Source organism: Mycobacterium sp. GA-1199, from assembly GCF_001500045.1.
GTDB lineage: Bacteria > Actinomycetota > Actinomycetes > Mycobacteriales > Mycobacteriaceae > Mycobacterium.
In genome coordinates this window covers 128,590-154,054 of sequence record NZ_LQIX01000023.1, presented here as the reverse complement: position 1 = coordinate 154,054, position 25,465 = coordinate 128,590, and the positions used below count along the sequence as shown (strand labels likewise).

Genomic DNA, 25,465 nt, shown 5'->3' with positions numbered 1-25,465 from the left:
GGGGGTCCGCCGCCGGGCAATCCCGGGCCGCCACAGGGATATTCGGGACCTTACGGTCCGCCCCCGCAGCAGCCGCCGTGGCAGCAGCAGTGGCCGCCGGGCCCGCCGCCGAAGAAGCGCGGCAATGTCTGGAAGTGGTTGCTCGGCGGTGTGGCTCTGCTGGCTGTCATCGGAGTCACTGTGGCAGTGACGGTTTCGGTGACATCGGACAGCGGAGACGGTGACGATCCAGCGCCTTCAGGACAGACTTTCGGCCTCGCAAGCGCCGACGATAAGGGCCCTGCGAACATCATTACCGAAGACCCGAGTTGTGCGGCCTGGGGGCCGATCAATGACACCTTCATCGATATTCAGCGCCGAGGTTGGAACGCGCGTGATCCAAGCATTCCCGCTGCAGATTGGACACCAGACGAGCGCCAGAAGTATGAAGAGGTCGGCCGAGCTGCCGCGGAGGCCGCCGGGCAAACCGTCGCGGTTGCCAAGGTCACTCCACATCGCGTAATGCGCGAGCTTTTCGCGCAGTTCATCGCATACGCGCGGGCTTACAGCGATGCGGTTCCAACGTATGAGCCCACCCACGAGCACCTTGCTGGTGTCTTCACAAATACAGCTTCTACGATCACGTGGGCGTGCTACGCCATCACATATGGATCGGCGGAAGCGCGGGCACCCCTGATAGCCCAACCGTCGCAACCGTCTGAGGTTGCGCCAGTGACAAACCCGGCATCAGCTGAGCGCTTCTTGGAGTCGACCGATCCGATTTGCTCGCGTTGGTATCGACTTGTAGATCGCGTCGATTCAGATACCAAGCAGTGGCAGGACGTTGACCCGGCGCTACCTGCGAGCGAGTGGTCTTCTGAGCAACGTGCGATAACAGAGAATGCAATCCCTGTGATGCAGCGATTCGCTGATGACATCGAAGAGCTTGGTCTCGAGAGCGAGAATCCGCTGATCCAGGATCTAGCGACCTTTGTGGCTCAGTATCGACGGGCTTACGCCGCTGCACTCCCGACGTATACCAAGGCCGATTCGTACCTGTCGAGCACTTCCGCCCGAGCCGCTGCGATCGTCTATCAAGCATGCAAGGCAGCCGAGAGCTGACTGTGGGCATTGACAAGCCATTAGATCCACACGGAATGGCGGCACCACCAGCTTGGCCGGAGGCCGATGAGGATGTGCTCGCGAGGTCCGCAATTGCATTCGACGATGCGTCTCAAAAGATCAGCAGCCAGGTTGATAGCTTGCACCGGGAGCGGTCCAAGCTTTTGGAGGGCGCCGACCTTTGGTCCGGCGGCGCAGCGGGAGCGGCCCTAGGTGCACTGAATGTCCGTATATCTCAGCTTGAGTCGGTAAACAATCAGCTCATCGCTTCTAAGCGGTTATTTGAGGGCAGCCGGGACGAAGTAAGGAACACGAAAGAAGCGATAACGACCCTCGTCGTGCGAGCGAACGACCTCATTGATCGCATAATCGGCAGCGCTGAAGGCTCACCTCAGGACAGGCAGCGCGCCATAGATCAGGTCATCCAAACAGTCCGCGGGCATAACCTAGGTCTCGTAACCATGGCTGGCGCTCGTATCTCCGGGGAAATCCCCTTTGAGCCCTCGAAACCGGAGGCCGCTGAGGATCAGCTCCAATTGCTCAGCCAGCAGCCTGAGAAAGGGCCACCTGCGCTGCCCACCAGTTTCATGGGAGGAGGCTCCGAAGACGGCCCGACGGGTCCACCAATGCTATCGGAGCCCTCTATCGCTGGCTCGCCTCCGCAATCGTTGGTTCCAGCTTCGGTCGATGGACCGAAAAGCCCATCCGCCACTGCAGCGGATAGCCCGCCCGTGTCTGCTGGACCGAAGGATCTTGGCCCCGATTTGTCCGAATCTGCCAAAGGACCTGGGGTTCCCGTTGATAAGTCCAGTCCGGAACCCATCATCCCCGGAATCCCCGGCGCGCCAAGCACTCCCGCTTCTCCACCATCTCCACCCATCACCGCTCCGGCTAGTCCCTTGTCGAGCGGCGGATCGTCCGCGCCGTCAACCCCGTCGACCCCGTCCACACCCACCACGCCGAGCGCACCAAGCACCGTAAACCCGGCAGCCGCCACACCGGCTCAGGCGCAAATGGCTGACTTCCAACGGACTATGGCCGAGTCAGCATCCAAAGCTGTTGCTCAAACGCCAATTTCGCCACCGCAGTCCGCTCCGATTGCCGCGTCGAGTATGCAGCCGTCCAATCTTCCCCCGATCGCGGACGCGCCGTCGCCCCCACCGCCCAGCCAGACCACAGCCCCGCCCGCGACAGCCCCGACGACCGGACAGGCCCCCGTGGCACCGCTTCCCACACCCGGCGCCGCTCCCGCTCCACCGGTACCGCTGGGTCCACCACCCACTCCGCCGCCGGCCGCTCCTGTCGCGCCGGCCGCCAACGTCGGCCCCAGCGTTGCGCCCGGCACGGCAGCACCCGGCGCCAGCACAGTCGGCGCCCCTGCGCCGGTTCCGGTTTCGGCCGCACGCGCCCAGCGTGAGGCTATCGCGGCCGCCACCCTTCGGCGGCCCTCCGGCAGCGACCCCGCTCAACTCGCACAGCGGATCGCGGCGGCCCTGAACGTCGGCATCACCGACATGGGCTTCTACTGGGTCACCGGCCTCGCTAAGGATGGAACCATCGTCGTCGCCAACAACTATGGCCTCGGCTACATCCCCGACGATGTAAAACTGCCCGACCGCGTCAAGATGGCCACCGCCGACGAAGGTATCCCCGCTCACGTTCGCGGGTCTTGGGCAACGTATCCCATTCTCGCACTTCATGGTTGGGCACAGCACCACAACGCCGAACTTCGCGCCGTAATCGCCACCGAGGATCAGTTCAAGGGCTTCGACCCCGGTGCACCCCGGATCATCCTGCATCCCGACGACATTCCCGACAGCGGCCAGATGGATGGTCGCCATCGCCTCCAGGTGATATCCCCTGACGCGGCAAGTAGATTGGCCGCCATCACACCGACCGGGCTGTCCGAGGTGCTGCCTCCACCACTCACTGACGCCACTCCCCCGGAGGACCGCCGCGCGCAGCTGTGGTTCGAAGTCTTCCGTCCATTGCTCAGCAACTCCCCCGACCGTGCCTCGGTCCAGTTGCAGTGCTTCATCACGTATGCCGACCACGCCCAGGAGCTTGCGCTGCACCGAGCGCACACCGCGACCGACGCCGCCGACCAGCGCGCCGCCATCGCCGACTGGATCTACTGGCAGCACCTGAGCGTCCTCATGCAGGACGCGATCGCGACCGACGCCACCGTCTGACCGCCGCGGTCACGTCAGAGCAGTAGCCGAAGTTTGGCGCTCAGCCGAATGGGCACGCCATCCTCAGACCACGAGGAGGCGCGCATGCGAGCAGTCACCTGGCAGGGTCGTCGGAAGGTGTCCGTCGACAACGTGCCCGATCCCGCGATCAAGGAACCCACCGACGCGATCATCCGAGTCACCAGCACCAACATCTGCGGTTCGGACCTCCACCTCTACGAGGTGCTGGGCGCGTTCATGAATCCCGGCGACATCCTGGGCCACGAAGCGATGGGAATCGTCGAAGAGATCGGCAGCCAGGTCGACGGTCTGCAGCCCGGCGACCGCGTGGTGATCCCCTTCAACATCTCCTGCGGCCACTGCTTCATGTGTGACCACGGCCTGCAGAGCCAGTGCGAAACCACTCAGAACCGTGACCAAGGGACGGGCGCCGCCCTGTTCGGCTACTCGAAGCTCTACGGCGAAGTCGCCGGCGGACAGGCCGAGTACCTGCGTGTCCCGCAGGCGCAGTACACACACATCAAGGTTCCCCACGATGGACCCGACGACCGCTACGTCTATCTCTCCGACGTCCTGCCCACCGCCTGGCAAGCCGTGGAGTATGCGGCGGTACCCAACGGCGGGACCCTGGTCGTGCTCGGTCTTGGTCCGATCGGCTCGATGGCCTGCCGGATCGCCGCGCACCGCAAGGGCTGCAAGGTCATCGGCATCGATCTTGTCGACGAGCGACTCTCTCGCGCCCGCGCCTATTGCGATGAGGTAATCGATCTACGCGCCGACGACACCGACGAGGTCGTCAAGAGCCACACCGACGGTCGGGGCGCCGATTCGGTCGTCGACGCCGTCGGCATGGAGGCGCACGGATCGCCAGTCGCCGAAACCATGCAGACCGCCAGCGGCTTCCTGCCCTCCCCCATCGGCCGCGTCGTGATGAAGAACGCCGGCGTCGACCGGCTCGCCGCTTTGAACTCCGCGATCGCCCTCGTCCGACGCGGTGGCACCATCTCCCTGTCCGGCGTCTACGGCGGCGCCGCCGACCCGATCAACATGATGACGTTGTTCGACAAGCAGATCCAGCTGCGGATGGGCCAGGCCAACGTCAAAAAGTGGGTACCCGACATCATGCCGTTGTTGACCGCCGAGGATCCGCTGGGCGTCGAGCAGTTCGCCACCCACCGGCTACCGCTCGACGACGCTCCCGGCGCGTACGAAACCTTCCAGAAGAAGGAAGACGGCATGGTCAAGACCATTCTGAAGCCCTGATGCCGATGGATCAGTCTGAGGCTCCGCTGCTCGACGCTCTCGTCGACTACCGCCAGCCAACCGCTACGGCCACCCGGCCGCGGCCAACACAACGCTTGAGACAATCCGTGTTGTCGCTACCTGATACCCCTGGTTTCGGGATCGAGGGTTCTGGCAACATTACCGACGAGTAAGGAGTTTCTCCGACTTCTGGCAGGTGGGTAGATGACGAGTACTTGGAAAGCCTCAGAGATTTCGGTAGTGGCCCAGAGTGAGGGCGGCGGCGCCGCCATCCACGAGATCATCGGTCTGTCGATCGCCGCCGCTGTGATCGCCGTCGTGCTGTTGTGGATCGGCTGGATGCACCGCACACACAAGATCGAGTGGTTGGCCCGTCTCGGCGACTGGTCCGGACGCCGCTTCAAGCGTCCGTCATGGGTCGCCTTGCCCATCGCGCTATTCGTCGCGTCGATCATCTGCGCGCTGTTCGGATTCATCTGGGACGTCAGCCTGCACATCGGCAACGGTCGCGACGACGGCGCACTCGCCAACCCCGCTCACTACTTCATCCTCATCGGCCTATTCGGCATTTTCGTCGCCGGCTGCACCGCAATGGTGCTGCCCCGCGGTGAGGAAGAGCGTCCCGGTCCTGCCGCGGTGCGCATCACCGACCACTGGTATGCCCCGGTGGGCGGCATTGTCATGGCCGGGTGCGGTCTGTACGCGCTGCTCGGTTTCCCCCTCGACGACATGTGGCACCGCATCTTCGGCCAGGACGTCACGCTGTGGGGCCCCACCCACCTGATGATGATCGGTGGCGCAGGCTTTTCCACCCTGGCCGCGGCCTACCTCGAACTCGAAGGAAAGCGGGTCAGGACACCGGACACGCCGCCTGACGGTATCGGTCTGAAATTCATCCAGTACCTGGCATTCGCCGGCGTTCTGATCGGCATGTCCGTCTACCAGATCGAGTTCGACTTCGGCGTCCCGCAGTTCCGCCAGGTCTTCCAGCCCATGCTGATCGCCGCGGCGGCCGCGCTCGCCCTGGTTGCCGCGCGCATCTTCCTCGGCCGTGGCGCGGCGATCATTGCGGCCGTCATCGCCATCGGCCTGCGCGGGATCGTGGCGTTCCTCGTCGCCCCCGTGCTCGACGCGCCGGTCAACTGGTTCCCCCTCTATCTCGGCGCGGCCGTCGTAGTCGAACTCATCGGCCTGACCCCGCTGATCAGGCGTCCAGTGCTCTACGGCGCCGTGGCCGGCCTGGGCGTCGGCACCGTCGGTCTGTGGCTCGAGTCGCTGTGGATCAACGCCGTCTACCACCTGCCGTGGCCTAGCAGCATCTGGCCCGAGGCGCTCGCGATGTCCGTACCCGTCGCCATCCTGACCGGCGCGTGCGGCGCGCTGATCGGCATGGTGTTGACCGAACAACGGCTCCCGCGCCGGGCGCTGAGCGTCGGCCTCGTCGTGTTGACGGTGCTGGCGATCGGAGGCGCCGCCGCCAACGGCCTGCGCTACAACGTGCCCGAGAACGCCAACGCCACCATCGTCTTGACCGAAGTCCCCGGCGATGACGACGCCCGGTTCGTCACCGCCGACGTGCAGATCACGCCCGCCAACCTGCTCAGCGAGAATCCGAACTGGGTGTCGGTGCTCGGCTGGCAGGGCGGCCTGCCCAACCAACGAGGCATGTTCGTCGACAACCTCGAGCAGGTCGGGCCCGGCCACTACCGCTCCACCGAGCCGATGCCGGTCTCCGGCACATGGAAGACGCTGCTGCGTGTCCACGACGGCCGGATGCTGACGGCGGTGCCGATCTACCTGGCCGGTGATCCCGGCATCGGCGCGGAGGAAGTGCCCGCCGAGCCGAACATGACGCGTCCGTTCGTCTCGGAGATCACGATCCTCCAGCGCGAACGCAGCCCGGACATCCCAGAGTCGTTGTGGCTCATCGGATGCCTGGTGGTGCTCCTGTGCTCGCTCGCCATGGTCGCCGGCGTCACCTGGGGCGGCGGCCGGATCAACCGCAGCGAGCCCAGCGGAAGTGAAGCCGAGCTACAACCCAGTGCGCAATCATGACGGGCGCGCCCGACAGCGCCGATGTCGTGGTCCTCGCCGACCATCCGATTTGGATAGCGGTGCCCGCCTTCGCCCCGGCGATCGTCGTCGCCGGGGTGGTGGTCTACATAGCAATGAAGAACCGTCGTAAACGAGAAGAATCCAACGGGGAAAGCACAACGTGAATCCGACACTCATCCGTTCCGGCGCGATCTGCTTCGCCGCGACACTTGTCGTCGCCGGCTGCGGAGGCTCGCGCGATACCGAACCGGAAGCGAGTAGTCCCGCCCAGTCGACTGTTGGCGCGGCGGACATGCCCGACCAGCAGCGTCCGCCCGATCGCTTGACCATCGACGTCACGATCGAGGGCGGCAACGTCGACCCGACGAACGCGCAGATCCAGGGCAAGGTCGGCGAGCCGATCGTGCTGCGGGTCAACAGCGACGCAGCCGATGAACTGCATGTGCACTCGGTGCCCGAGCACACCTTCAAGGTGGACCCGACGCCTGGCCAGCAATTCCAGTTCACCGTCGATGTGCCCGGCAACGTCGAGATCGAACTGCATGACCTGAATCGCGTGATCGCCACCGTTCAAGTTCAGCAGTGATGTCGGGGCCGTCGGTCTCCGTACTGGCCCACGGCCTCGGCGGTTCGACGGATCTGCCGATTCCGTTCACCTACGCGGTGGTCGGGGCCGCATGGGCGTTGACGTTCACCTTCGCGGTGGTGGCGTTCGCTTGGAAGAAGCCGCGGTTCGATCCGGACAATTCGGTTCGCCCCCTTCCTGGTTGGGTGACGGCGGTGATCGATGCGCCGGTGACCCGTTGGGCCCTCGCGCTTGCCGGGTTGGGTTTCGCGGTGTGGGTCGGTGTGGCTGCCGTCCTCGGTCCCCAAGACGCGAGGAACCCACTACCCGGTGTGTTCTACGTTCTGCTGTGGGTGGGCCTGGTCGCGGTCTCGCTGATCATCGGGCCGGTGTGGCGGGCGATATCACCGGTGCGGGCGGTCCTTCGGCTGCTGGGCGGACGGTCGCTGCGCCTGACTTACCCCGCGTGGCTGGGATACTGGCCCGCTGCCTTCGGGCTGTTCGCGTTCGTCTGGTTGGAGCTGGCCAGTCCCGATCCGGGTTCGCTTGACGCAATCCGTATTTGGCTGCTGATCTACCTTGTGGTCACGCTGGCCGGGGCGCTGGTGTGTGGTGAGCGTTGGTGCACGCGGGCCGACCCTTTCGAGATGTACAGCGTGGTGGCCTCGCGGCTGTCGCCGTTTCGCCGCGACCCCGGCACGGGCCGCATCGCGATCGGCAACCCGTTCGACCATCTGCCGTCGCTGCCGGTACGCCCGGGCCTCGTCGCCGTCATGGCTGTGCTTCTGGGATCTACCGCGTTCGACAGCTTTTCGGCCATGCCCGAATGGCGCAACTTCGTCGACGACCATTCCTCGTCGACGCTGAGCGCGACCCTCATCAGGACCGCCGGCTTGGCGACGTTCGCAGCCGTCGTCGCGGTGACGTTCTGGCTCGCCTCCATCGCCACCGGCGGTGTGGACCGCGTCCGGCGCCGCCAGTTGCCGGGGTTGATGGCGCACTCGCTGATCCCGATCGTCATCGGCTATGTGTTCGCCCACTACCTGACCTACCTGGTCGAGCGTGGTCAGCAGACGATCATCCTGCTCGCCGACCCGTTGGCTCGCGGGTGGAACCTGTTCTGGCTGCAAGACGCGGAGGTCAGCTACTTCCTGTCGCAGCACCCCGCGGTGCTGGCGACGCTCAAGGTCGGCTTCGTTCTGGCCGGGCACGTCGCCGGTGTGGTCGCGGCGCATGACCGGGCCTTGCGCCTGCTGCCGTCGGCCCATCAACTGACTGGGCAGCTGGCGATGATGCTGGTAATGGTCGGCTACACCTTCACCGGGCTGTACCTGTTGTTCGGCGGGTAACGTCGGAGGGCATGAAGGCGCTCATCGTCGTCGACGTGCAGAACGACTTCTGCGAGGGCGGCTCGCTGGCCGTCAGCGGCGGCACCGACGTCGCCCACAACATCAGCCAGTTGCTCATCGACCAGACCGAATACGCACATGTGGTGGCCACCAAGGACTTTCACATCGACCCCGGTGACCACTTCTCCGATGACCCCGACTTCGTGGCGTCGTGGCCACGGCACTGCGTCGTCGGAACCCCCGGTGCCGACTTTCATCCGCAGTTGCGGTCCGACGCGGTCGAGGCCGTCTTCACCAAGGGCGAGTATTCGGCCGCCTACAGCGGCTTCGAGGGCAGCGACGAAACCGAAACGTCGCTGGCCGACTGGTTGCGCCAACGCGGGGTCGATGAGGTCGACGTGGTCGGCATCGCGACCGACCACTGCGTGCGCGCAACGGCGGCCGACGCCGTAGCCCACGGTTTCACGACGCGCGTCCTGCTCGACCTGACCGCCGGAGTCGGCGTCGAGTCGACGGCCAAGGCCGTCGAAGATTTGCGCGCGGTCGGCGTCCAGATCGTCTAGTTCCCTGCCGTCGGGTCGACGGGCTTACCGGTCCACGACGGCGCCCGGCCGTCCACGAACGCGCGCACACCCTCCTTGGCGTCGTCGTGTCCCATCAGGCGCAGGTGAATCTCGGTCTCCCGGGCGCCGACCGCCGACCGGTCCAGGTCGTAGGAGTCCCACAGCAGCCGCTTACTGGCCGCCACGGACATCGGCGCGGTGTTGACGGCGATGTCGCGGGCGAGGTCCAGCGCGGCGGACAGCACCTGCGGCGCGGGCAACACCCGGCTGCCGATGCCGAGTTCGACCGCCCGCGCACCATCGAAAGTCGCTCCGGTCAACAGGATTTCGGCCGCGGTGGCGACGCCGACCAGGCGCGGAAGGATCCAGTGCGAGTAGGCGTCGCCGACGACTCCGCGTCGCACCTGCACGACGCCGTAGCGACCCTCGGCGGCGAAGAACCGGATGTCGCACTGCAACGCCAGCGTCAGCCCCAGCCCGATCGCGTGCCCGTTGACCGCCGCGATGACCGGCTTGGGCAGCGTCCAGGCGGGCACGTCGATTCCGGCCGCGCTGAACCCTGCCCCCGGCACGGCGAAGGTGTCCTCACCGGCGGCCAGATCGGCTCCTGCGCAGAACGCGGGCGGGGTTCCGGTCAGCACAATGACCCGCACCTCGTCGTCGCGGCCGAGTCGCCGGTAGGCGTCGGCGAGTTCGGTGCGCATGCCGTCGCCGACGGCGTTGCGCTGCCGCGGCCGGTTCAACGTGATGGTCGCGACCCCGTCGTCGAAACCGGTCAGCAGTGTGCGGTAACCGGGCAGGTCGGGGCGGGCGGGCACGCGTTTCTCCTGGCTAGTGTGATTTCGTGCGGAGTTGGTTGTGATGCTGCCGCATCGGGCACACCCGTATCGTCGCGTTGTCCATGTGTGTCGTCGTCTGGAGTGAGAATTGACCCAAGCCCCCGCCCCCCAATCCGCGTCCCATGAGGTCTGGCCGGGTAAGGCCTATCCGCTCGGCGCGACCTATGACGGGACGGGCACCAATTTCGCGGTGTTCAGTGAGGCCGCCGAGAAGGTCGAGCTGTGCCTGTTTGACGCAGATGGCACCGAGACCCGCATCACGCTGCCTGAGAACGACGCGTTCGTGTGGCACGGTTTCATCCCGAACATCGAGCCCGGCCAGCGGTATGGCTACCGGGTGCACGGCACGTACGACCCGCCGTCGGGACAGCGCTGCAACGCCAACAAGCTGCTGCTCGATCCGTACTCGAAGGCCATCGACGGCAACTTCGACTGGAACCAGTCGCTGTTCAGCTACAACTTCGGCGATCCCGACAGCCGCAACGACGACGACTCGGCTGCGAGCATGCCGAAGTCGGTGGTCATCAACCCCTACTTCGACTGGGGCAACGACCGGCCGCCGGACTACGAGTACGCCGATTCGGTCATCTACGAGGCGCACGTCAAGGGCCTGACGCAGACGCACCCCGATATCCCCGAGAACATCCGCGGCACCTACTCGGCCGTGGCGCATCCGGTGATCATCGAGCACCTGCAGTCGCTCGGTGTGACGGCGATCGAGTTGCTGCCGGTGCACCACTTCGCCAACGACTCGACGCTGATCGACAAGGGCCTGTCCAACTACTGGGGTTACAACACGATCGGCTTTTTGGCACCCGACTCCAAATACAGCTCCAGCCCCAATCCCGGCGGGCAGGTGCAGGAGTTCAAGGCGATGGTCCGCGCACTGCACGAGGCAGGCATCGAGGTCATCCTCGACGTGGTCTACAACCACACCGCCGAAGGCAACCACCTGGGTCCGACCCTGTCGATGCGGGGCATCGACAACGGCGCGTACTACCGGCTCGTCGAGGACGACAAGCGTTACTACATGGACTACACCGGCACCGGCAACAGCCTCAACGTCGGTCATCCGCATTCGCTTCAGCTGATCATGGATTCGTTGCGGTACTGGGTGACCGAGATGCACGTCGACGGGTTCCGTTTTGATCTCGCTTCCACATTGGCCCGCGAGTTCTACGACGTCGACCGGCTGTCGACGTTCTTCGAACTCGTACAACAGGATCCGACGGTCAGCCAGGTCAAGTTGATCGCCGAACCGTGGGACGTCGGCCCCGGTGGTTACCAGGTGGGCAACTTCCCGCCGCAGTGGACGGAGTGGAACGGAAAGTACCGCGACACGGTCCGCGACTACTGGCGCGGTGAACCAGCCACGCTCGACGAATTGGCCTATCGCTTAACGGGTTCGGCCGACCTGTACGAGCAGACCGGTCGCCGACCCGTCGCCTCCATCAACTTCGTCATCGCCCACGACGGTTTTACGCTGCGTGACTTGGTGTCCTACAACGAGAAACACAACGAGGCCAACGGCGAGGACAACAACGACGGCGAGAGCCACAACCGGTCCTGGAACTGCGGCGTGGAGGGACCGACCGACGATCCCGAGATCAACGCGCTGCGCGCGCGCCAGCAGCGCAATTTCCTTACCACACTGTTGCTTTCGCAGGGTGTCCCGATGATCGCCCACGGCGACGAGCTCGGCCGCACCCAGCAGGGCAACAACAACGTGTACTGCCAGGACAACGAACTGTCGTGGATCGACTGGTCCACCCCAGACACCGAGCTGATGGAGTTCACCCGCAAGGTGTCGGCGCTGCGCGCTGCGCACCCGGTGTTCCGTCGGCGCCGGTTCTTCTCCGGACGCCCCGTGCGCCAGCGCGGCGGCGACGGGCTGCCCGACATCGCCTGGTTCGCACCCGACGGGTCCGAGATGAGCGACGAGGACTGGGAAACGGGTTACGCCAAGTCAATCGCGGTGTATCTCAACGGTAACGGCATTCCCGACCGCGACGTGCGCGGGCAGCGCATCGTCGACGACTCATTCGTGCTGTGCTTCAACGCCCACTACGAACCGATCGACTTCGTGGTGCCGGAGCGCAAGTTCGGCGACTCCTGGATCGTGGTGATCGACACGTCGGCCGACGACGAAGACGAGCCGGCCCCGGTCGACGCCGGGCAGAAGGTCGAGGTCGCAGCGCGCTCAGTGATTGTGCTGCAGGCGGCCCCGGCAGAGTAGCTATTCGACCACCGGGAAGAACGAGTCGCCGTCCTCCGGGGTGCCGTCGACCTGGCCTTCGTCGCGGCCGTGCTGGTCGGGGTCGATGCGATCGACCTCGTCGTCGGGGCGCAGCTCGGTGTCGCCGCTCGGCTCGCCCATCGGCTCGTTCAGCTCGGGCTGCTCGGGCTCTTCGGCGGCGAGCTTCTCGTCGAGGCTCTCGTCGACCTCACCGTCGGCATTGATCTTGTCGGCTTCACGCCATCCTTCTGGCGGGTCGACGGTCTCGTCACCGTCGGCGTTGCGCACGTCGTCGGAGTCCAACGCCTCCGTCGGGCGCAGCGTGTCGCCGACGCCACCGCCGTCGTTGGGTGAATAACCTGGGTCCGGGTTTGCGCTCACGGGTATTCGATTGCCCACCTGCCGGATGGCTAAACGCCGCATCGCCCGCCGGGACGGGCCCGCTCGCTCACCGGTTGGGCCGCGGGAGTCCGCTGCCGCCGACCCTGCCGCGACCGAAACCGACTGTGCGACAGGGTTCTTGACCGTCCAAATCCCTGACATGGACCTGCTGTTGTGCTACGGTTTGTCCCACAGCAACCGTGGCCGTCGCGAATGACAGTCTGAGTTGTCACACGCCCGGGCGGGGCGAGTAGGAGCCGATGAGCGGCGGCGCCTACCGGCGGCCACGGTTGCCGTCCTACTGTTTCCTCGCGGCTCACTTGGCCGGGACTCGCGCGCAGGCCAAAATTTTCGTGAGTGTCAGTAATGGGGGTGCGGCAGCCGTATGCTGCCCTCCATGACCGCCCCCACCAGGGCCGGGCGTCGGGTCACCGCTCAAGACTGGATCCAGGCCGGTTTCGATGTGCTTGCCGACGGGGGCCCAGGCGCGCTGCGGATCGGCCGCCTGTGTGCACGCCTCGACGTCACCAAGGGCAGCTTCTACTGGCACTTCACCGACATGTCGGCCTACCGCGACGCGCTCGCTCGTGCGTGGGCCAACCTCCACGACGAACAGCGGCGCCGGTTCGAGGACATGGGGGGCGCTGAACCCCGCGCACGGCTGGCGGCGATGATCCAGACACTGGTGTGTCCCGACCAGCGGGCGTTGGAGCGGGCGATGCGGGTCTGGTCGTTGACCGACCAGACGGTGCTGGCCAGCGTCCAGCAGAGCGATGTGCGCGTGCTCAGCGCGGTGCGGGACGCGCTGGTCGACTACGGCTTCGACGATGGCGAGGCCGATCTGCGTTCGGCTCTCCTGTTCGCCACCGGCATCGGCCTGCTGCACGAGGTCCGATCGGCACCGCGCGAGCCCGCGGAATTGAGCGAGCGCGTGCTCGACCTCATGCTCCACCGATAGGCCAGCTCAGCCGATGATGCGCGCGATCGACTTCATCGGGATCGGCAACCAGCTCGGCCGGAAGCGCGCTTCGTAGGCGGCCTCGTAGATCGCTTTGTCCAGTTCGTAAGCCGCCAGCAGGTGTCCATGGTCCCGAGGATCGGTGCCCGACACCTCGGCGTAGCCCTCGCAGAACGATGCGGCGTTGCGGTCCACCCATTCTCGGGCCCGCGCCCCGAGCTGACGGTCGTGGTCCTCGTCGGACGACTGCTCCATCAACCGTTGGTAGGCGGCGTATTCGAAGGACCGCAGCACCCCGGCCACGTCTCGCAGCGGGGAATCCGGTCGGCGCCGTTCCTCGAGCGGCTGACCGGGCTCACCCTCGAAATCGATCAGCAGCCACCCCTCGGGTGTCCGCAACACCTGACCGAGATGCAGATCGCCGTGGATGCGCTGAACGGTGACGGCCTCCTCCGAGAGCTTGCGGTACCGCTCCTCGATCAGTGGCGCGTACTTCTCGAGATCGGGCACGGACTTTGTTGCCGAGTCCAGCCGCTCCAGCGCGGTGTCGGCCGGGAAAACCGTCGTCTCGGTGCCCATTTCGTCGGCCAGCGTGGCGTGCACCGACGCGACCGCTTCACCGAGCCGATACGACTCGCCTGCGAAGTCGCCGCCCACCTCGTCGGCGTACAGGTCCCCCTCGGCGAACAGATCACGGGTGCTGGCGGTCGCCATGTCCCAGCCCTCGGCCGAGGTCGCGGCGAATTCGGTGACCATGCCGAGCGCACACGGCTCACCGTCCTCGCGCCCGTCCCACGTCGTCTCGAACGAACCGAGCAGCCGCGCCACATGCGGGTTGCCGGCGCGGGCCAGCACGCGGTTCAACTCGATGTCCGGGTTCGTTCCCGGCGTGATGCGACGGAAGAGCTTGAGGATCGCCTTCTCCTCGAACACCACGCTGGTGTTGCTCTGTTCGGCTGCCGATACCCGCGGCGCCGCATCCAGCGGCAACTCGACGCCGGGTTCCTTCACGAAGCGCACGTCCCCGACCGTCGCCGAGGAATCGATGAGCGACAGCAGGAACTGCACGGCTGCGGGGTCGTAGAGCGCGTCGTACGCGGTGCGGTCGCCGTCGGCGCCGATGGTGGCGACCTCGGCGTACTCCTCGATCGGTCCGGAGTTCCAGCGGATCAGCACCTGATAGCGCTCGCCGGAGCCGTCGGTGTAGGAGACGTCGAGCAGCACGAGGTCCAGATCGTCGCGCAGTGCGGTGCAGGCCGCCTGGTGCACCGCAGACAACTCGCGGGTGCGGCCGGCGTACCACCGTTGGTGTGGCAGCCATTCTTCGAACGGCAGGGTCATGACAGTTCTCCATGCTCCGGGCTGGGCGCCTTCAGCGAGAACCAGTAGAACCCATGGCCGGGCAGGGTCAGGAGGTACGGCAACTGGCCGATGCGGGGAAACTCCACGTATCCGGTCATCTCGACCGGCGTGTATCCGTTGTAGGCCTGCAGGTTCAACTCGATCGGCTGAGGGAACCGGGAGAGGTTGTTGACGCAGAGCACGGTGTCCTTGTGCCCGTCGGCTTTGTCGATCTCTCGCACATATGTGAGCACGGACGGGTTGGAACCGCCCAACTCGTGGAAGCTGCCGATGGCGAATGCCTCGTGGCGGCTGCGCACCGCGAGCATGGTCCTGGTCCAGTTCAGCAGCGAGTTCGAGATGTCCCGCTGCGCTTCCACGTTGACGGCTTGATAGCCGTAGATCGCATCCTGGTTCGGTGGCAGATACACTCGCCCGGGCGTCGCGGTCGAGAAGCCCGCGTTGCGGTCCGGTGTCCACTGCATCGGGGTGCGCACCGCGTCGCGATCGCCGAGCCAGATGATGTCGCCCATCCCGATCTCGTCGCCGTAGTACAACACCGGCGACCCGGGCAGCGACAGCAGCAGCGCGGTGAACAGCTCCATCTGGTTGCGGTCGTTGTCCAGCAGCGGCGCCAGTCGTCGGCGGATGCCGACGTTCGCCTTCATCCGCGGATCCTTGGCGTACTCGGCGTACATGTAGTCGCGCTCTTCGTCGGTGACCATCTCCAGCGTCAACTCGTCGTGGTTGCGAAGGAAGATGCCCCATTGCGCCATCTCGGGGATGTCGGGCGTCTGCGCCAGGATCTCCGAGATCGGGAAACGCGACTCCCGGCGGACGGCCATGAAGATCCGCGGCATCAGCGGGAAGTGGAACGCCATGTGGCATTCGTCGCCGCCGGTGTCCGGATCACCGAAGTATTCGACGACGTCGGCCGGCCACTGGTTCGCCTCGGCCAGAAGCACACGGCCCGGGTACTCGTCGTCGATCACCTTGCGGCAGTGCTTGAGGAACGCGTGCGTCTCCGGCAGGTTCTCGCAGTTGGTGCCCTCCCGCTCGAAGAGGTAGGGCACAGCGTCCAGCCGGAAACCGTCGATGCCGATGTCGAGCCAGAACCGCAGGACGTCGAGCATCGCCTCCTGAACGGCCGGGTTGTCGTAGTTCAGGTCGGGCTGGTGGCTGAAGAAGCGGTGCCAGTAGAACTGCCGTCGCACCGGATCGAACGTCCAGTTCGACTCTTCGGTGTCGACGAAGATGATCCGGGCGTCGGAGTACTTGTCGCTGGTGTCACTCCACACGTAGAAGTCACCGTATGGTCCGTCGGGATCCCTACGCGATTCCTGGAACCACGCATGCTGATCGGACGTGTGATTCATCACGAGGTCGGTGATGACGCGGATCCCGCGGCGGTGCGCGGCATCCAGCAGTTCGACGAAGTCGTCGACGGTGCCGAACTCGGGCAGCACCTTGTAGAAGTCGCGGATGTCGTAACCACCGTCGCGCAGCGGCGAATCGTAGAACGGCGGGAGCCAAAGACAGTCCACGCCAAGCCACTTCACGTAGTCGAGTTGCTCGGTCAGTCCGCGCAGGTCTCCGATGCCGTCGGAGTTCGAGTCGTAGAAGGCGCGCACCAGCACCTCGTAGAAGACGGCGCGTTTGAACCACGTGCGGTCCTCGGGCAGGACCCGGGCGTGTCCGAAGTCTTCTGCGGTGGGGTGCTCGACGACACCGTCCTCGACGTGGCTGCCCTCCGCCGGGTCGTGGTCGTCGGATGCTCGGGCACCGCTGTGCTGGTCCAACCGGTGTAGTTCCATACCGTGTTCAACCTACCCACGTCGCGAAGAATCGAATCGGTGGAAATCGGGCGGGCGCTCACTTCGGTATCGTTCCGGCGTGGCCACACGTGATCACGGCGACCCGGGTGACGCACCGTCGATTCCTCCGCCGCTGACGGAGGTCGTCAACTCCGTCCGACCCACGGCTGCCGAGGAAGCTCGCACCATCGCCGCATCCACCAATACCGCAACATTGGCGACGCTGACGGCCGACGGCGATCCGTGGGCGTCGTTCGTGACGTACGGGTTGCTCGACGGTGCCCCTGTGCTGTGCGTGTCCAACCTCGCCGAGCACGGCCGCAACCTGTTGGCCGACCCGCGGGCGAGCATCGCGATCGTCGCGCCGACGTCGGAGACCGACCCGCTGGCCAGCGGGAGGGTCACGCTGGCCGGGGTGGTGGAACGGCCCGCCGACGATGAAGTCGCCGCCGCGCGCGAGGCACACCTGTCGGCCGTGGCGGCCGCCAAGTACTACATCGACTACAGCGACTTCACGCTGTGGGTGCTGCGGGTGCGGCGGGTGCGCTGGGTCGGCGGCTACGGGCGGATGGAGTCGACGACGGGTGAGGCGTATTCGGCCGCGCAGCCCGATCCGGTGCAACCGCTGGCGGCCGGAGCCGTCGCACATCTCAACGCCGACCACGCCGACACGCTGGTCGCGATGGCCAAGGCGCTGGGCGGCTACCCGGACACCACCGCGGCGACGTGCACGGGCGCCGACCGGTACGGCCTGGACCTGCGGCTCACCACCGACCGTGGGCTGGCATACACCCGGATCGGCTATCCGAAGAAGATCGACTCGATCGACGAATTGCGTTCGGCCGCCGTCGAGCTGACCCGCCTGGCGCGCCGCGGCTGAAATACGATCACCTCATGACTGCTGCGGCTCCCTCCGGGCGACCGGCCACCTGGCAAGCGGCGTTCGACCTGATCGCCACCCGCGGTCATGAGCGACGCGACGAGCCGTTCAAGTTGGCCAGCGGTCAACTCAGCCACGACTACATCGACGGCAAGTACGCGATCGACACCGGTGAGCGGTTGACGATCGTCAGTCGCGCGGTCGCCGAGCTGGCCGAGAGCCGGGGCATCGAGTTCGACGCGGTGGGCGGGCTGACCATGGGCGCCGACCCGCTGGCGCACGGCGTCGCGATGGTCACCGGCAAGGCGTGGTTCTCGGTGCGCAAGGAGCAGAAGGCGCGCGGACGCGAGCAGTGGATCGAGGGCACCCGTTTGGCGCCGGGTACGCGGGTGTTGCTGGTCGACGACGTCATCAGCACCGGCGGCTCGACCGAGATCGCGTTCGACCGGGTGACCGCCGCGGGTGCGGTGGTCACCGGCGTGATCCCGATGGTCGACCGTGGCGACATCGCCGCCAAACGCTTTGCCGCACGGGGTGTGCCGTTCGCCGCACTGGTCACCTACCGCGACCTCGGCATCGAACCGGTCAAGGACGTCTAGCCCCTCTTCCGCGAACGTGGGTTACCCGCACATTTTTCGCGCGCGGAGCGTGACACGAGCCCACACTCGGCGGGGTTAGGCCGGCACGACGAGCACGCCGTCGGATTCCACACCGACGCTGACCGAGTCGCCGGGTGCGAGGTGGCGCGCCGCCGGGCTCGCCATCTGCGCGCAGATCACCGTGCCGTCGCCCATCGCGGCGTAGACCCGCGAGATCGCGCCGAGGAACGCCACCGAGCTGACGGTCGAGGTCCCTGCCGGGTCAGCGGTTACCGTCACCGATTCCGGCCGGACCATCGCCAGCCCGGGCCCGGACGCCACCGAACCCGGGAGCGTCGGCAACGATGTCTCGAGCAGTTGGGCGCGGCCGTTCGAAACCGTCGCGCGCACTTTGTTGTTCAGGCCGACGAACTCCGCGACGAAAGGCGTCGCCGGGTTGGCGTAGAGATCGGCGGGCGCGGCCACCTGTTCGAGTCTGCCCTGGTTCATCACACCCACACGGTCGGCCACCGCGAGTGCTTCCTCCTGGTCGTGGGTGACGAACAACGTCGTCGTACCGACCTCCGACTGCACGCGGCGGATCTCGTCGCGCAACTGGGACCGGACTGTGGCGTCCAACGCCGACAGCGGTTCGTCGAGCAGTAGCACTCGCGGCGTGATCGCCAGGGCGCGGGCCAGTGCGACGCGTTGCTGCTGCCCGCCGGACAATTCGCTGGCGTACTTGTCGGTGTGAGCCGACAGCCCGACAAGCTCCAGCGTCTCGGCGGCCCGGGACAGGCGTTCGCGTTTGGAGGTCCCGCGCATCTTCAGGCCGAACGCGACGTTGTCGAGCACGGTGAGGTGAGGGAACAGGCTGTATGCCTGAAACACCATGCCCATATCGCGCTTGTTCGCGGGTACGCGACTGACGTCTCTCCCGTCGACGGACACCGTGCCCGACGTCGCCGTGTCCAGCCCGGCAAGGATGCGCAGCGCGGTGGTCTTACCGCATCCCGACGGACCCAGCAGCACGACGAGCTCGCCGGGTTCGACGCGCAGCGTCAGCCCGTCGAGTGCCCTCATCGACCCGTAGACCCGCGTCAAATCGTTGAGTTCGACGGCGACTCCGGCGGTCATGCGGTGACTCCCTGAACTCGGCGGTGGCCACGATTCACCAGCGAAAGGCCCATCAGCAGAACGAAACCCAGTAGCAGCACGGCCAACGACGCGGCCACCGACGTGGGGCCGTCCGCCTTGCCGATCGCCACGATCTGCACCTGCAAAGTCTCATAACCGCTCAGTGATGCGATGGTGTACTCGCCGAGAACGACGGCAACCGAGATGAAGGACGCGGACAGAATCCCCGACCAGATGTTGGGTACGACCACCCGCAGAATCGTTGTCGCCCAACCGGCTCCGAGCGATCGGCCGGCATCGGTGAGGGTCCGCAGGTCGATCGACGACAGCGCCGCGTCCAGCGCGCGGTATGCGAACGGCAACACCAACACGATGTAGACGAACGTCAGCGTCAATGCCGATTCTCCGAGGAAGTACGTCACCCACAGGTAGACATTGCGCAACCCGACCACGATGACCAACGCGGGAATGGTCAACGGCAACAGGCACAGGAACTCGACTGCGCCCTTCGCCCACGGCGCCCGCAGCCGTACCCAGATCATGGTCGGCAACAGGATCGCCAACATCGCCATCACGGTGAACACCGCGAGCAGCAGGGATACGACGATGGCCGCATACAGCGCGTCATCGGCGATCAGATTGCCCCACGCCCGCAGGGTGCGCCCACCCGCGAGCATGTTGCGCGTCGAGAAGTCGGCCATCGCGTAGAGCGGGAACAGGAAGAACGCTCCGAAAAGCACCCAGAGCGCGCCGCGAATCACCTTGGTGCCGCCGGTCATCGAAGCCACCTCGCCGAACGTCGCACCAACCTGTGGTAGCCCACCATCACCACCGCCACGACGACGATCATCTCGAGCGCCAACGCATACGCGAAGCCCGTCTGACCCAACACCACCTCGCTGGTGAGCGCCGCCCTGATCAGCAACGGCACGATCGGACTGCCCTGGCTGACCAACGCCGCGGCCGTCGCATACGCCGCGAATGCGTTGGCGAACAACAACAGTGCCGACCCCAGGAACGCCGGCCTCAACAACGGCACGACCACTTCGCGGAAGTACTGCAGCCGTGACGCGCCCAGGGTGAGCGCCGCTTCGCGCCACTGCTCTCGCAAACCCTCGAGGGCGGGCATGAACACGATCACCATCAGCGGTATCTGAAAGTACGTGTAGACCAGAATCAGGCCCGGCAACCCGTACAACCACCCCGACGCCGCGAGGTTCCATCCGAGCGGGTGCTCCAGCCACAACGTCAACACGCCGTTGAGCCCTATCGTCGCCAGAAACGCGAAAGCCAGTGCGACACCGCCGAACTGCGCGAGCACGCTGCACAGCGCCAGCACGGCGCGCCGCACCATCGACGTCGGCGGGCCGGACACGATCAACCAGGACAGCACCGCCCCGAGGACCGCGCCGATGAGCGCGGTGCTGCCCGAGAGCACCATGCTCTTGCTCAGCGCCGACAACGCCGGACCAGAGAACAACGCGTTGATGCTCTCCAAGGAGAACACACCGTCGACGAAGAACGCATTGGCGATCACCGTCACGGTGGGGATGAGCAGAAAGACCACCACCACCGCCAGGAACGGCAGCAGCGGCAGGATGTCTCGCGCGGTGCCCCGCAACCTGGTCAGACTCGCTCGCTCCCGTGCTCGGTCAGCCGATCGCGGCGGCCCAGTGCTCCGACAGATACTTGGTGGCCGCCTCGGTCTGCTGGGGCGAGGGAACCGTCACCGGTCCGTCGATGACGGGCAAGGTCTGCGCGGCCGCCTCGTCCAATGTGCCGTCGGTGGCCATGTTGTCGGCGCGAACCGGTCGAACACCGCCGAGCGCGAACAAGTTCTGGCCCTCGCCGCTGTAGAGGAATTCCTGCCACAGGCGCGCGGCGGCCGGGTGCGGCGCGTCCTTGTTGATCGCCTGGTAGTAGTAGCCCGCGACGGCGTAGTCCGGCGGTACCAGAACCTGCCACGACGGCAGTTTCTTGCTTTGCGCCGCGTTGGTGAAGTTCCAATCGATCACCACCGGCGTCTGACCGGATCCGATGGTGGCCGGCGTCGGGTCCACGGGCAGGAAGTTGCCGGCGTCGGCCAGTTTCCGGAAGAATTCGACGCCCGGGGCGATGTCGTCGACCGAACCGCCTTGGGAGAGCGCGACCATCAGCACACCGGAGAACGCGGCGCCCGCTTGCGTGGGGTCACCGTTGAGAGCCACCTTGCCTTGGTACTCCGGCTTGAGCAGGTCGTCGATGCGCGTCACCGGCGGCACCTTGGCCGAGTCGAAGCCGATCGACATGTATCCGCCGTAATCGTTGACCCAGGTTCCGTCCCGATCTTTGAACGCCGCCGGGATGTCGTCGAAATTGACCACCTTGTAAGGCGCGAACTCTCCGGTGTTGGCCAACGCGACGGACTGGCCGAGGTCGAACACGTCGGGGGCCGTGCTCCTGCCCCTCTGCTGATTGGCCGCGTTGATCTCGTCCTGGCTCGATGCATCGGGCTGCGCCGAATTGACCTTGATGCCGTACTTGTCGGTGAACGCTTTGATGATCGTGCCGTAGTTCGCCCAATTCGGCGGTAGTGCAATGACATTGAGCTCACCCTCAGTCTTGGCCGCCTCCACGAGCCCGTCGATCCCGCCGAAGTCCTCGGCCGAAGTGGCTTCGGCAGCCTTGACGCCGGACTGCGTCTGCTGCCCGTCACCGCTCTTGTCCGGCGGCGCGCACGCAACCGAACCGGCCAGCAGCAGAACGGATGCGGCCAACGTGGCCGCCAGGCTGGTGATCTTCATTGCCGAACCTTCCGATGGTCAGGAGTCGGCGCGGCGACGCAGCGGTAACCGCACCGGATCGCCGCGGTGAACGACTCCGCGCGACGGCGTCCGAAACCCTATCGCGGCGGTTGTGGCGACGTGCAAGTTGCATCGGAGTTTGCCAGGCCGCCGCCTTTGCCCGGCGTTAGCATTCTCGTGTGGCGCGACGCGAAGTTTCGGGGGACTTCGACTACCTCATAGACGACCCGGTCGATGTCGTGGAAGCCGCCGATTCAGGGGCGGAAGCGGACGCGGACGTCTTCGATCCCGCGAAGGTGCCGGGCCGGGACATGCTGTTCGACGCCTTCGACGAGAACTCCTGGTATTTCGAGCCCGCCCCGCCACCCTGGTATCGAACGAGACGAAATCTCAGCCTTCTTCTGGCCGCCGCGATCGCGGCCGTCGCACTCGTCGTCTCCGCTGTCCTGCTGGTTCTGCGCGCGCCCGCAGAACCCGCCGGCCGGGAACCCGAACCGGTCCGCCCGACCGTCCAGACCACCGCACCGGCGCGCACGCAGACCCAGTCACCGAGCACCCAGCCGCAGCGGCCGGCTCCACCCCCGCGGGTCGAGACCTCGGCGGCGCCGGTCGCCCCTCCGCCGCCCGCGACCTACCGGCCGCGCACTCCCCCGAGCAGAACCGGCCGCGACCCGGAGATCGGGGTGACCCGCACACCGGTGACCCGGTCACCGATCAGCGTCGCGCCGCAGCGGCCCAGCCCGCCTCAGCGATGATGGCAGCATTCGATGCCGAGGCCATGTTCGCCGCGGCGCCCGTCGCGGCGCTCGCCACCATGGGGCCCGCAGGCTCGCCACACCTGGTGCCCGTCGTATTCGCCGTGCACGCCCGAACGGTCTACACCGCCGTCGACGCCAAACGGAAGTCGACGCGCAATCTGCGGCGGTTGAGCAACATCGAGGGCAACCCGCACGTGAGCATGCTCGTCGACCACTACGACGACGACTGGGCGCAGCTGTGGTGGGTGCGTGTCGACGGCCGAGCCGAAATTCACTACAGCGGCGAAGAATTGGCCACCGGGTACACGCTGCTGCGCAACAAGTATCCGCAGTACGAGCGGATCGCCCTCGACGGCCCGGTCGTCAGCGTGACCATCACGAAGTGGGCTTCGTGGCAGGCCTGAGCGCGAAATCGGTCAAGCCCTTGTGCTCGCTGTCGGTTAGGGCAATTGTGGTCTAACACACACTTTGGCGGCAGCGCAGCCGTCGTGGAAGGGAACGTCATGGCTGACAAGACGACACATTCCCAGGGCGCCGGAGCCGCCCCGACCGCGGACAGTCCGGCCGCCATCCGCAATGTGGTGCTGGTGGGCCCATCGGGTGGCGGCAAGACAACACTCGTCGAGGCACTTCTGGTGGCCGCGGGAGTCCTGACCAGACAGGGTTCCGTGCAGGACGGCACCACGGTCTGCGACAGCGACGAAGCCGAGATCTCCCAACAGCGTTCGGTGGGCCTTGCGCTCGCGTCGCTGCGACACGACGGCATCAAGGTCAATCTCATCGACACTCCCGGTTACGCCGATTTCGTCGGGGAACTGCGGGCGGGGTTACGAGCCGCGGACTGTGCGCTGTTCGTCATCGCCGCCAACGAGGGCGTGGACGAACCCACCAAGGCGCTGTGGCTCGAATGCAGCCAGGTGGGCATGCCGCGCGCCGTGGTCATCACCAAACTCGACCACGCCCGCGCGAACTACGCCAACGCGTTGGCCGCCGCCCAGCAGGCCTTCGGTGACAAGGTGCTTCCGCTGTACCTGCCGGCGAACTCGCCGTGCACCGGGTTGATCGGGCTGCTGTCGGAGACGCACTACGAGTACGCCGACGGCAAGCGCGCCGCAGCCCACGAACCCGACGAGTCGTACGCCGGCCCGATCGCCGAACACCGCGGCGCGCTGATCGAGGGCATCATCGAGGAATCCGAGGACGAGACGCTGATGGAGCGTTACCTCGGTGGCGAGCAGATCGACCAGTCGGTGCTCATCGACGATCTGGAGAAGGCCGTCGCCAGGGCGACGTTCTTCCCCGCACTTCCGGTGTGCAGCGGCACAGGCGTCGGCACGCTCGAACTGCTCGAGATCATCACCGCCGGCTTCCCCTCACCGCCCGAGCACCGGTTACCCGAGGTCTTCACGCCGCAGGGCAAACCGCGCGCCGAGCTTCCGTGTGACCCGAACGGTCCACTGCTGGCCGAGGTGGTCAAGACGACGTCCGACCCCTACGTGGGACGGGTCAGCCTGGTCCGGGTGTTCTCGGGAACCATCACGCCCGACTCGACAGTGCATGTGTCCGGCCACTTCTCGTCGTTCTTCGGCGGTAGCGGCTCGTTGACCGGTTCGCTCGCCACTCACGAGGACCACGACGAAGACGAGCGCATCGGGTCGCTGTCCTTTCCCCTGGGCAAGCAACAGCGTCCCGCCCCCTCGGTGATCGCCGGCGACATCTGCGCGATCGGGCGACTCAGCCGGGCCGAGACCGGCGACACGCTGTCCGACAAGTCCGATCCGCTCGTGCTGCGGCCATGGAGCATGCCCGAACCGCTGCTGCCCATCGCGGTGCAGCCCAGAGCCAAGACCGACGAGGACAAGCTGTCCGGCGGTCTGCAACGGTTGGCCGCCGAAGATCCGACCCTGCGCATCGAGCAGAACCCCGAGACGCACCAGATCGTGCTGTGGACGATGGGCGAAGCGCACGCCCACGTCGTCCTGGACGCGCTCTCCCGGCGCTACGGTGTCGCCGTCGACACCGTCGAGTTACGCATCCCGTTACGAGAGACGTTCGGCGGCAAGGCCAAAGGACATGGCCGCCACGTCAAGCAGTCCGGCGGGCACGGCCAGTACGCGGTCTGCGACATCGAGGTCGAGCCGCTGCCCGAAGGTTCCGGTTTCGAGTTCGTCGACAAGGTCGTCGGCGGCGCGGTGCCCCGCCAGTTCATCCCGAGCGTCGAAAAGGGCATTCGGGCGCAGATGGAGAAGGGTGTCGGACCCGGCTACCCGGTCGTCGACATCCGCGTCACGCTGTTCGACGGCAAATCCCACAGTGTCGACTCGTCGGACTTCGCCTTCCAGATGGCGGGCGGGCTGGCGCTGCGGGAAGCGGCCGCGGCGACCAAGGTGAACTTGCTGGAGCCTGTCGACGAAGTGACGGTGCTGATTCCCGACGACTTCGTCGGCGCGATCATGGGCGATCTGGCCGGGCGACGGGGCCGCGTGCTGGGCACCGAAAAGGTCGGCGACGACCGCACACTGGTCAAGGCCGAGATCCCCGAGGTCGAGCTCACCCGCTACGCCATCGATCTGCGTTCGCTGGCCCACGGAGCCGGCACGTTCAGCAGGACCTTCGCCCGCTACGACCCGATGCCCGACCACGCTGCCGCCAAGGTCGCATCAGCGGTCTGA

23 protein-coding genes are annotated in these 25,465 nt (G+C 66.2%); 15 read left to right on the top strand and 8 right to left on the bottom strand.

What is annotated here, in order from left to right; all coding sequences use genetic code 11:
• Window positions 1-180 precede the first annotated feature (180 nt).
• The 8 genes from AU198_RS16010 (at window position 181) to AU198_RS15980 (ending at window position 9,088) form a co-directional block, all read left to right on the top strand.
• Window positions 181-1,101, top strand: a complete 921-nt coding sequence (locus tag AU198_RS16010) for an ESX-1 system-associated protein (RefSeq protein WP_231744686.1) — start codon at window positions 181-183, stop codon at window positions 1,099-1,101.
• A gap of 1,217 nt (window positions 1,102-2,318) precedes the next feature.
• Window positions 2,319-3,293, top strand: a complete 975-nt coding sequence (locus AU198_RS16005; RefSeq protein ID WP_231744685.1) for an EspK C-terminal domain-containing protein — start codon at window positions 2,319-2,321, stop codon at window positions 3,291-3,293.
• Window positions 3,294-3,377: 84 nt separating this feature from the next.
• Window positions 3,378-4,556: an alcohol dehydrogenase catalytic domain-containing protein gene (locus AU198_RS16000; RefSeq protein WP_064349462.1), complete on the top strand. Its 1,179-nt coding sequence runs from the start codon at window positions 3,378-3,380 to the stop codon at window positions 4,554-4,556.
• Between the two features lie 204 nt (window positions 4,557-4,760).
• Window positions 4,761-6,611 (top strand): hypothetical protein, encoded by a 1,851-nt coding sequence (locus AU198_RS15995; RefSeq protein ID WP_064349151.1) that lies wholly within the window; start codon window positions 4,761-4,763, stop codon window positions 6,609-6,611.
• Complete coding sequence (locus AU198_RS26455; RefSeq protein WP_197416127.1) at window positions 6,608-6,775, top strand: hypothetical protein; 168 nt, start codon at window positions 6,608-6,610, stop codon at window positions 6,773-6,775. Before AU198_RS15995 ends, AU198_RS26455 begins: the two co-directional genes overlap by 4 nt.
• The gene (locus tag AU198_RS15990; RefSeq protein WP_064349150.1) at window positions 6,772-7,197 is read left to right on the top strand and encodes a hypothetical protein; all 426 of its coding nucleotides are present in this window, start codon (window positions 6,772-6,774) and stop codon (window positions 7,195-7,197) included. The genes AU198_RS26455 and AU198_RS15990 overlap by 4 nt, the downstream gene beginning before the upstream one ends.
• Window positions 7,197-8,525: a hypothetical protein gene (locus AU198_RS15985; RefSeq protein WP_064349149.1), complete on the top strand. Its 1,329-nt coding sequence runs from the start codon at window positions 7,197-7,199 to the stop codon at window positions 8,523-8,525. Before AU198_RS15990 ends, AU198_RS15985 begins: the two co-directional genes overlap by 1 nt.
• Before the next feature lie 11 nt (window positions 8,526-8,536).
• Entirely contained in the window at window positions 8,537-9,088 is a 552-nt protein-coding gene (locus tag AU198_RS15980) for a nicotinamidase (RefSeq protein ID WP_064349148.1), read from the top strand.
• On the opposite strand, the gene AU198_RS15975 is transcribed toward AU198_RS15980, so the two are convergent.
• Window positions 9,085-9,906, bottom strand: a complete 822-nt coding sequence (locus AU198_RS15975) for an enoyl-CoA hydratase/isomerase family protein (protein WP_082691052.1) — start codon at window positions 9,904-9,906, stop codon at window positions 9,085-9,087. The genes AU198_RS15980 and AU198_RS15975 overlap by 4 nt on opposite strands.
• Before the next feature lie 109 nt (window positions 9,907-10,015).
• Here AU198_RS15975 and glgX point away from each other — a divergent pair, with 109 nt between their 5' ends.
• Complete coding sequence (gene glgX, locus AU198_RS15970; RefSeq protein WP_064349147.1) at window positions 10,016-12,163, top strand: glycogen debranching protein GlgX; 2,148 nt, start codon at window positions 10,016-10,018, stop codon at window positions 12,161-12,163.
• Here glgX and AU198_RS15965 read toward each other — a convergent pair whose 3' ends face one another.
• On the bottom strand, window positions 12,164-12,586 hold the full coding sequence (locus AU198_RS15965; RefSeq protein WP_502689298.1) for a hypothetical protein: 423 nt from the start codon (window positions 12,584-12,586) through the stop codon (window positions 12,164-12,166). It abuts the gene before it with no gap.
• Window positions 12,587-12,941: 355 nt separating this feature from the next.
• Between AU198_RS15965 and AU198_RS15960 the strand changes: the two genes are divergently transcribed.
• On the top strand, window positions 12,942-13,502 hold the full coding sequence (locus AU198_RS15960) for a TetR/AcrR family transcriptional regulator (RefSeq protein ID WP_064349460.1): 561 nt from the start codon (window positions 12,942-12,944) through the stop codon (window positions 13,500-13,502).
• A 6-nt stretch (window positions 13,503-13,508) separates the two neighbouring features.
• Here the strand turns inward: AU198_RS15960 and AU198_RS15955 are convergent, their stop codons facing one another.
• Both AU198_RS15955 and treS read right to left on the bottom strand, forming a co-directional pair.
• A complete protein-coding gene (locus AU198_RS15955; protein ID WP_064349145.1) occupies window positions 13,509-14,843 on the bottom strand; it encodes a maltokinase N-terminal cap-like domain-containing protein in 1,335 nt (444 codons plus the stop codon).
• Entirely contained in the window at window positions 14,840-16,657 is a 1,818-nt protein-coding gene (treS, locus tag AU198_RS15950) for a maltose alpha-D-glucosyltransferase (RefSeq protein WP_064349144.1), read from the bottom strand. Before treS ends, AU198_RS15955 begins: the two co-directional genes overlap by 4 nt.
• A gap of 79 nt (window positions 16,658-16,736) precedes the next feature.
• On the opposite strand from treS, the gene AU198_RS15945 reads away from it, so the two are divergent.
• Both AU198_RS15945 and pyrE read left to right on the top strand, forming a co-directional pair.
• A complete protein-coding gene (locus AU198_RS15945) occupies window positions 16,737-17,537 on the top strand; it encodes a HugZ family pyridoxamine 5'-phosphate oxidase (RefSeq protein ID WP_064349143.1) in 801 nt (266 codons plus the stop codon).
• A gap of 14 nt (window positions 17,538-17,551) precedes the next feature.
• Window positions 17,552-18,136, top strand: coding sequence for an orotate phosphoribosyltransferase (gene pyrE, locus AU198_RS15940; RefSeq protein ID WP_064349141.1), 585 nt, complete (start codon window positions 17,552-17,554; stop codon window positions 18,134-18,136).
• Window positions 18,137-18,211: 75 nt separating this feature from the next.
• Here the strand turns inward: pyrE and AU198_RS15935 are convergent, their stop codons facing one another.
• Genes AU198_RS15935 through AU198_RS15920 form a run of 4 tightly spaced genes read right to left on the bottom strand, consistent with a single transcriptional unit; the run spans window position 18,212 to window position 22,035 of the window.
• Window positions 18,212-19,252 (bottom strand): ABC transporter ATP-binding protein, encoded by a 1,041-nt coding sequence (locus tag AU198_RS15935; RefSeq protein WP_064349139.1) that lies wholly within the window; start codon window positions 19,250-19,252, stop codon window positions 18,212-18,214.
• Window positions 19,249-20,031: an ABC transporter permease gene (locus AU198_RS15930; RefSeq protein WP_064349137.1), complete on the bottom strand. Its 783-nt coding sequence runs from the start codon at window positions 20,029-20,031 to the stop codon at window positions 19,249-19,251. Before AU198_RS15930 ends, AU198_RS15935 begins: the two co-directional genes overlap by 4 nt.
• The gene (locus AU198_RS15925; protein ID WP_064349136.1) at window positions 20,028-20,873 is read right to left on the bottom strand and encodes an ABC transporter permease; all 846 of its coding nucleotides are present in this window, start codon (window positions 20,871-20,873) and stop codon (window positions 20,028-20,030) included. Before AU198_RS15925 ends, AU198_RS15930 begins: the two co-directional genes overlap by 4 nt.
• Before the next feature lie 31 nt (window positions 20,874-20,904).
• A complete protein-coding gene (locus tag AU198_RS15920; protein ID WP_064349135.1) occupies window positions 20,905-22,035 on the bottom strand; it encodes an ABC transporter substrate-binding protein in 1,131 nt (376 codons plus the stop codon).
• Between the two features lie 179 nt (window positions 22,036-22,214).
• Here AU198_RS15920 and AU198_RS15915 point away from each other — a divergent pair, with 179 nt between their 5' ends.
• The 3 genes from AU198_RS15915 to AU198_RS15905 all read left to right on the top strand — a co-directional run bounded on the left by AU198_RS15915 (window position 22,215) and on the right by AU198_RS15905 (window position 25,465).
• Window positions 22,215-22,790: a hypothetical protein gene (locus AU198_RS15915; RefSeq protein ID WP_064349133.1), complete on the top strand. Its 576-nt coding sequence runs from the start codon at window positions 22,215-22,217 to the stop codon at window positions 22,788-22,790.
• Complete coding sequence (locus tag AU198_RS15910) at window positions 22,790-23,197, top strand: TIGR03668 family PPOX class F420-dependent oxidoreductase (protein ID WP_064349132.1); 408 nt, start codon at window positions 22,790-22,792, stop codon at window positions 23,195-23,197. The genes AU198_RS15915 and AU198_RS15910 overlap by 1 nt, the downstream gene beginning before the upstream one ends.
• A 99-nt stretch (window positions 23,198-23,296) precedes the next feature.
• Complete coding sequence (locus AU198_RS15905) at window positions 23,297-25,465, top strand: elongation factor G-like protein EF-G2 (RefSeq protein ID WP_064349131.1); 2,169 nt, start codon at window positions 23,297-23,299, stop codon at window positions 25,463-25,465.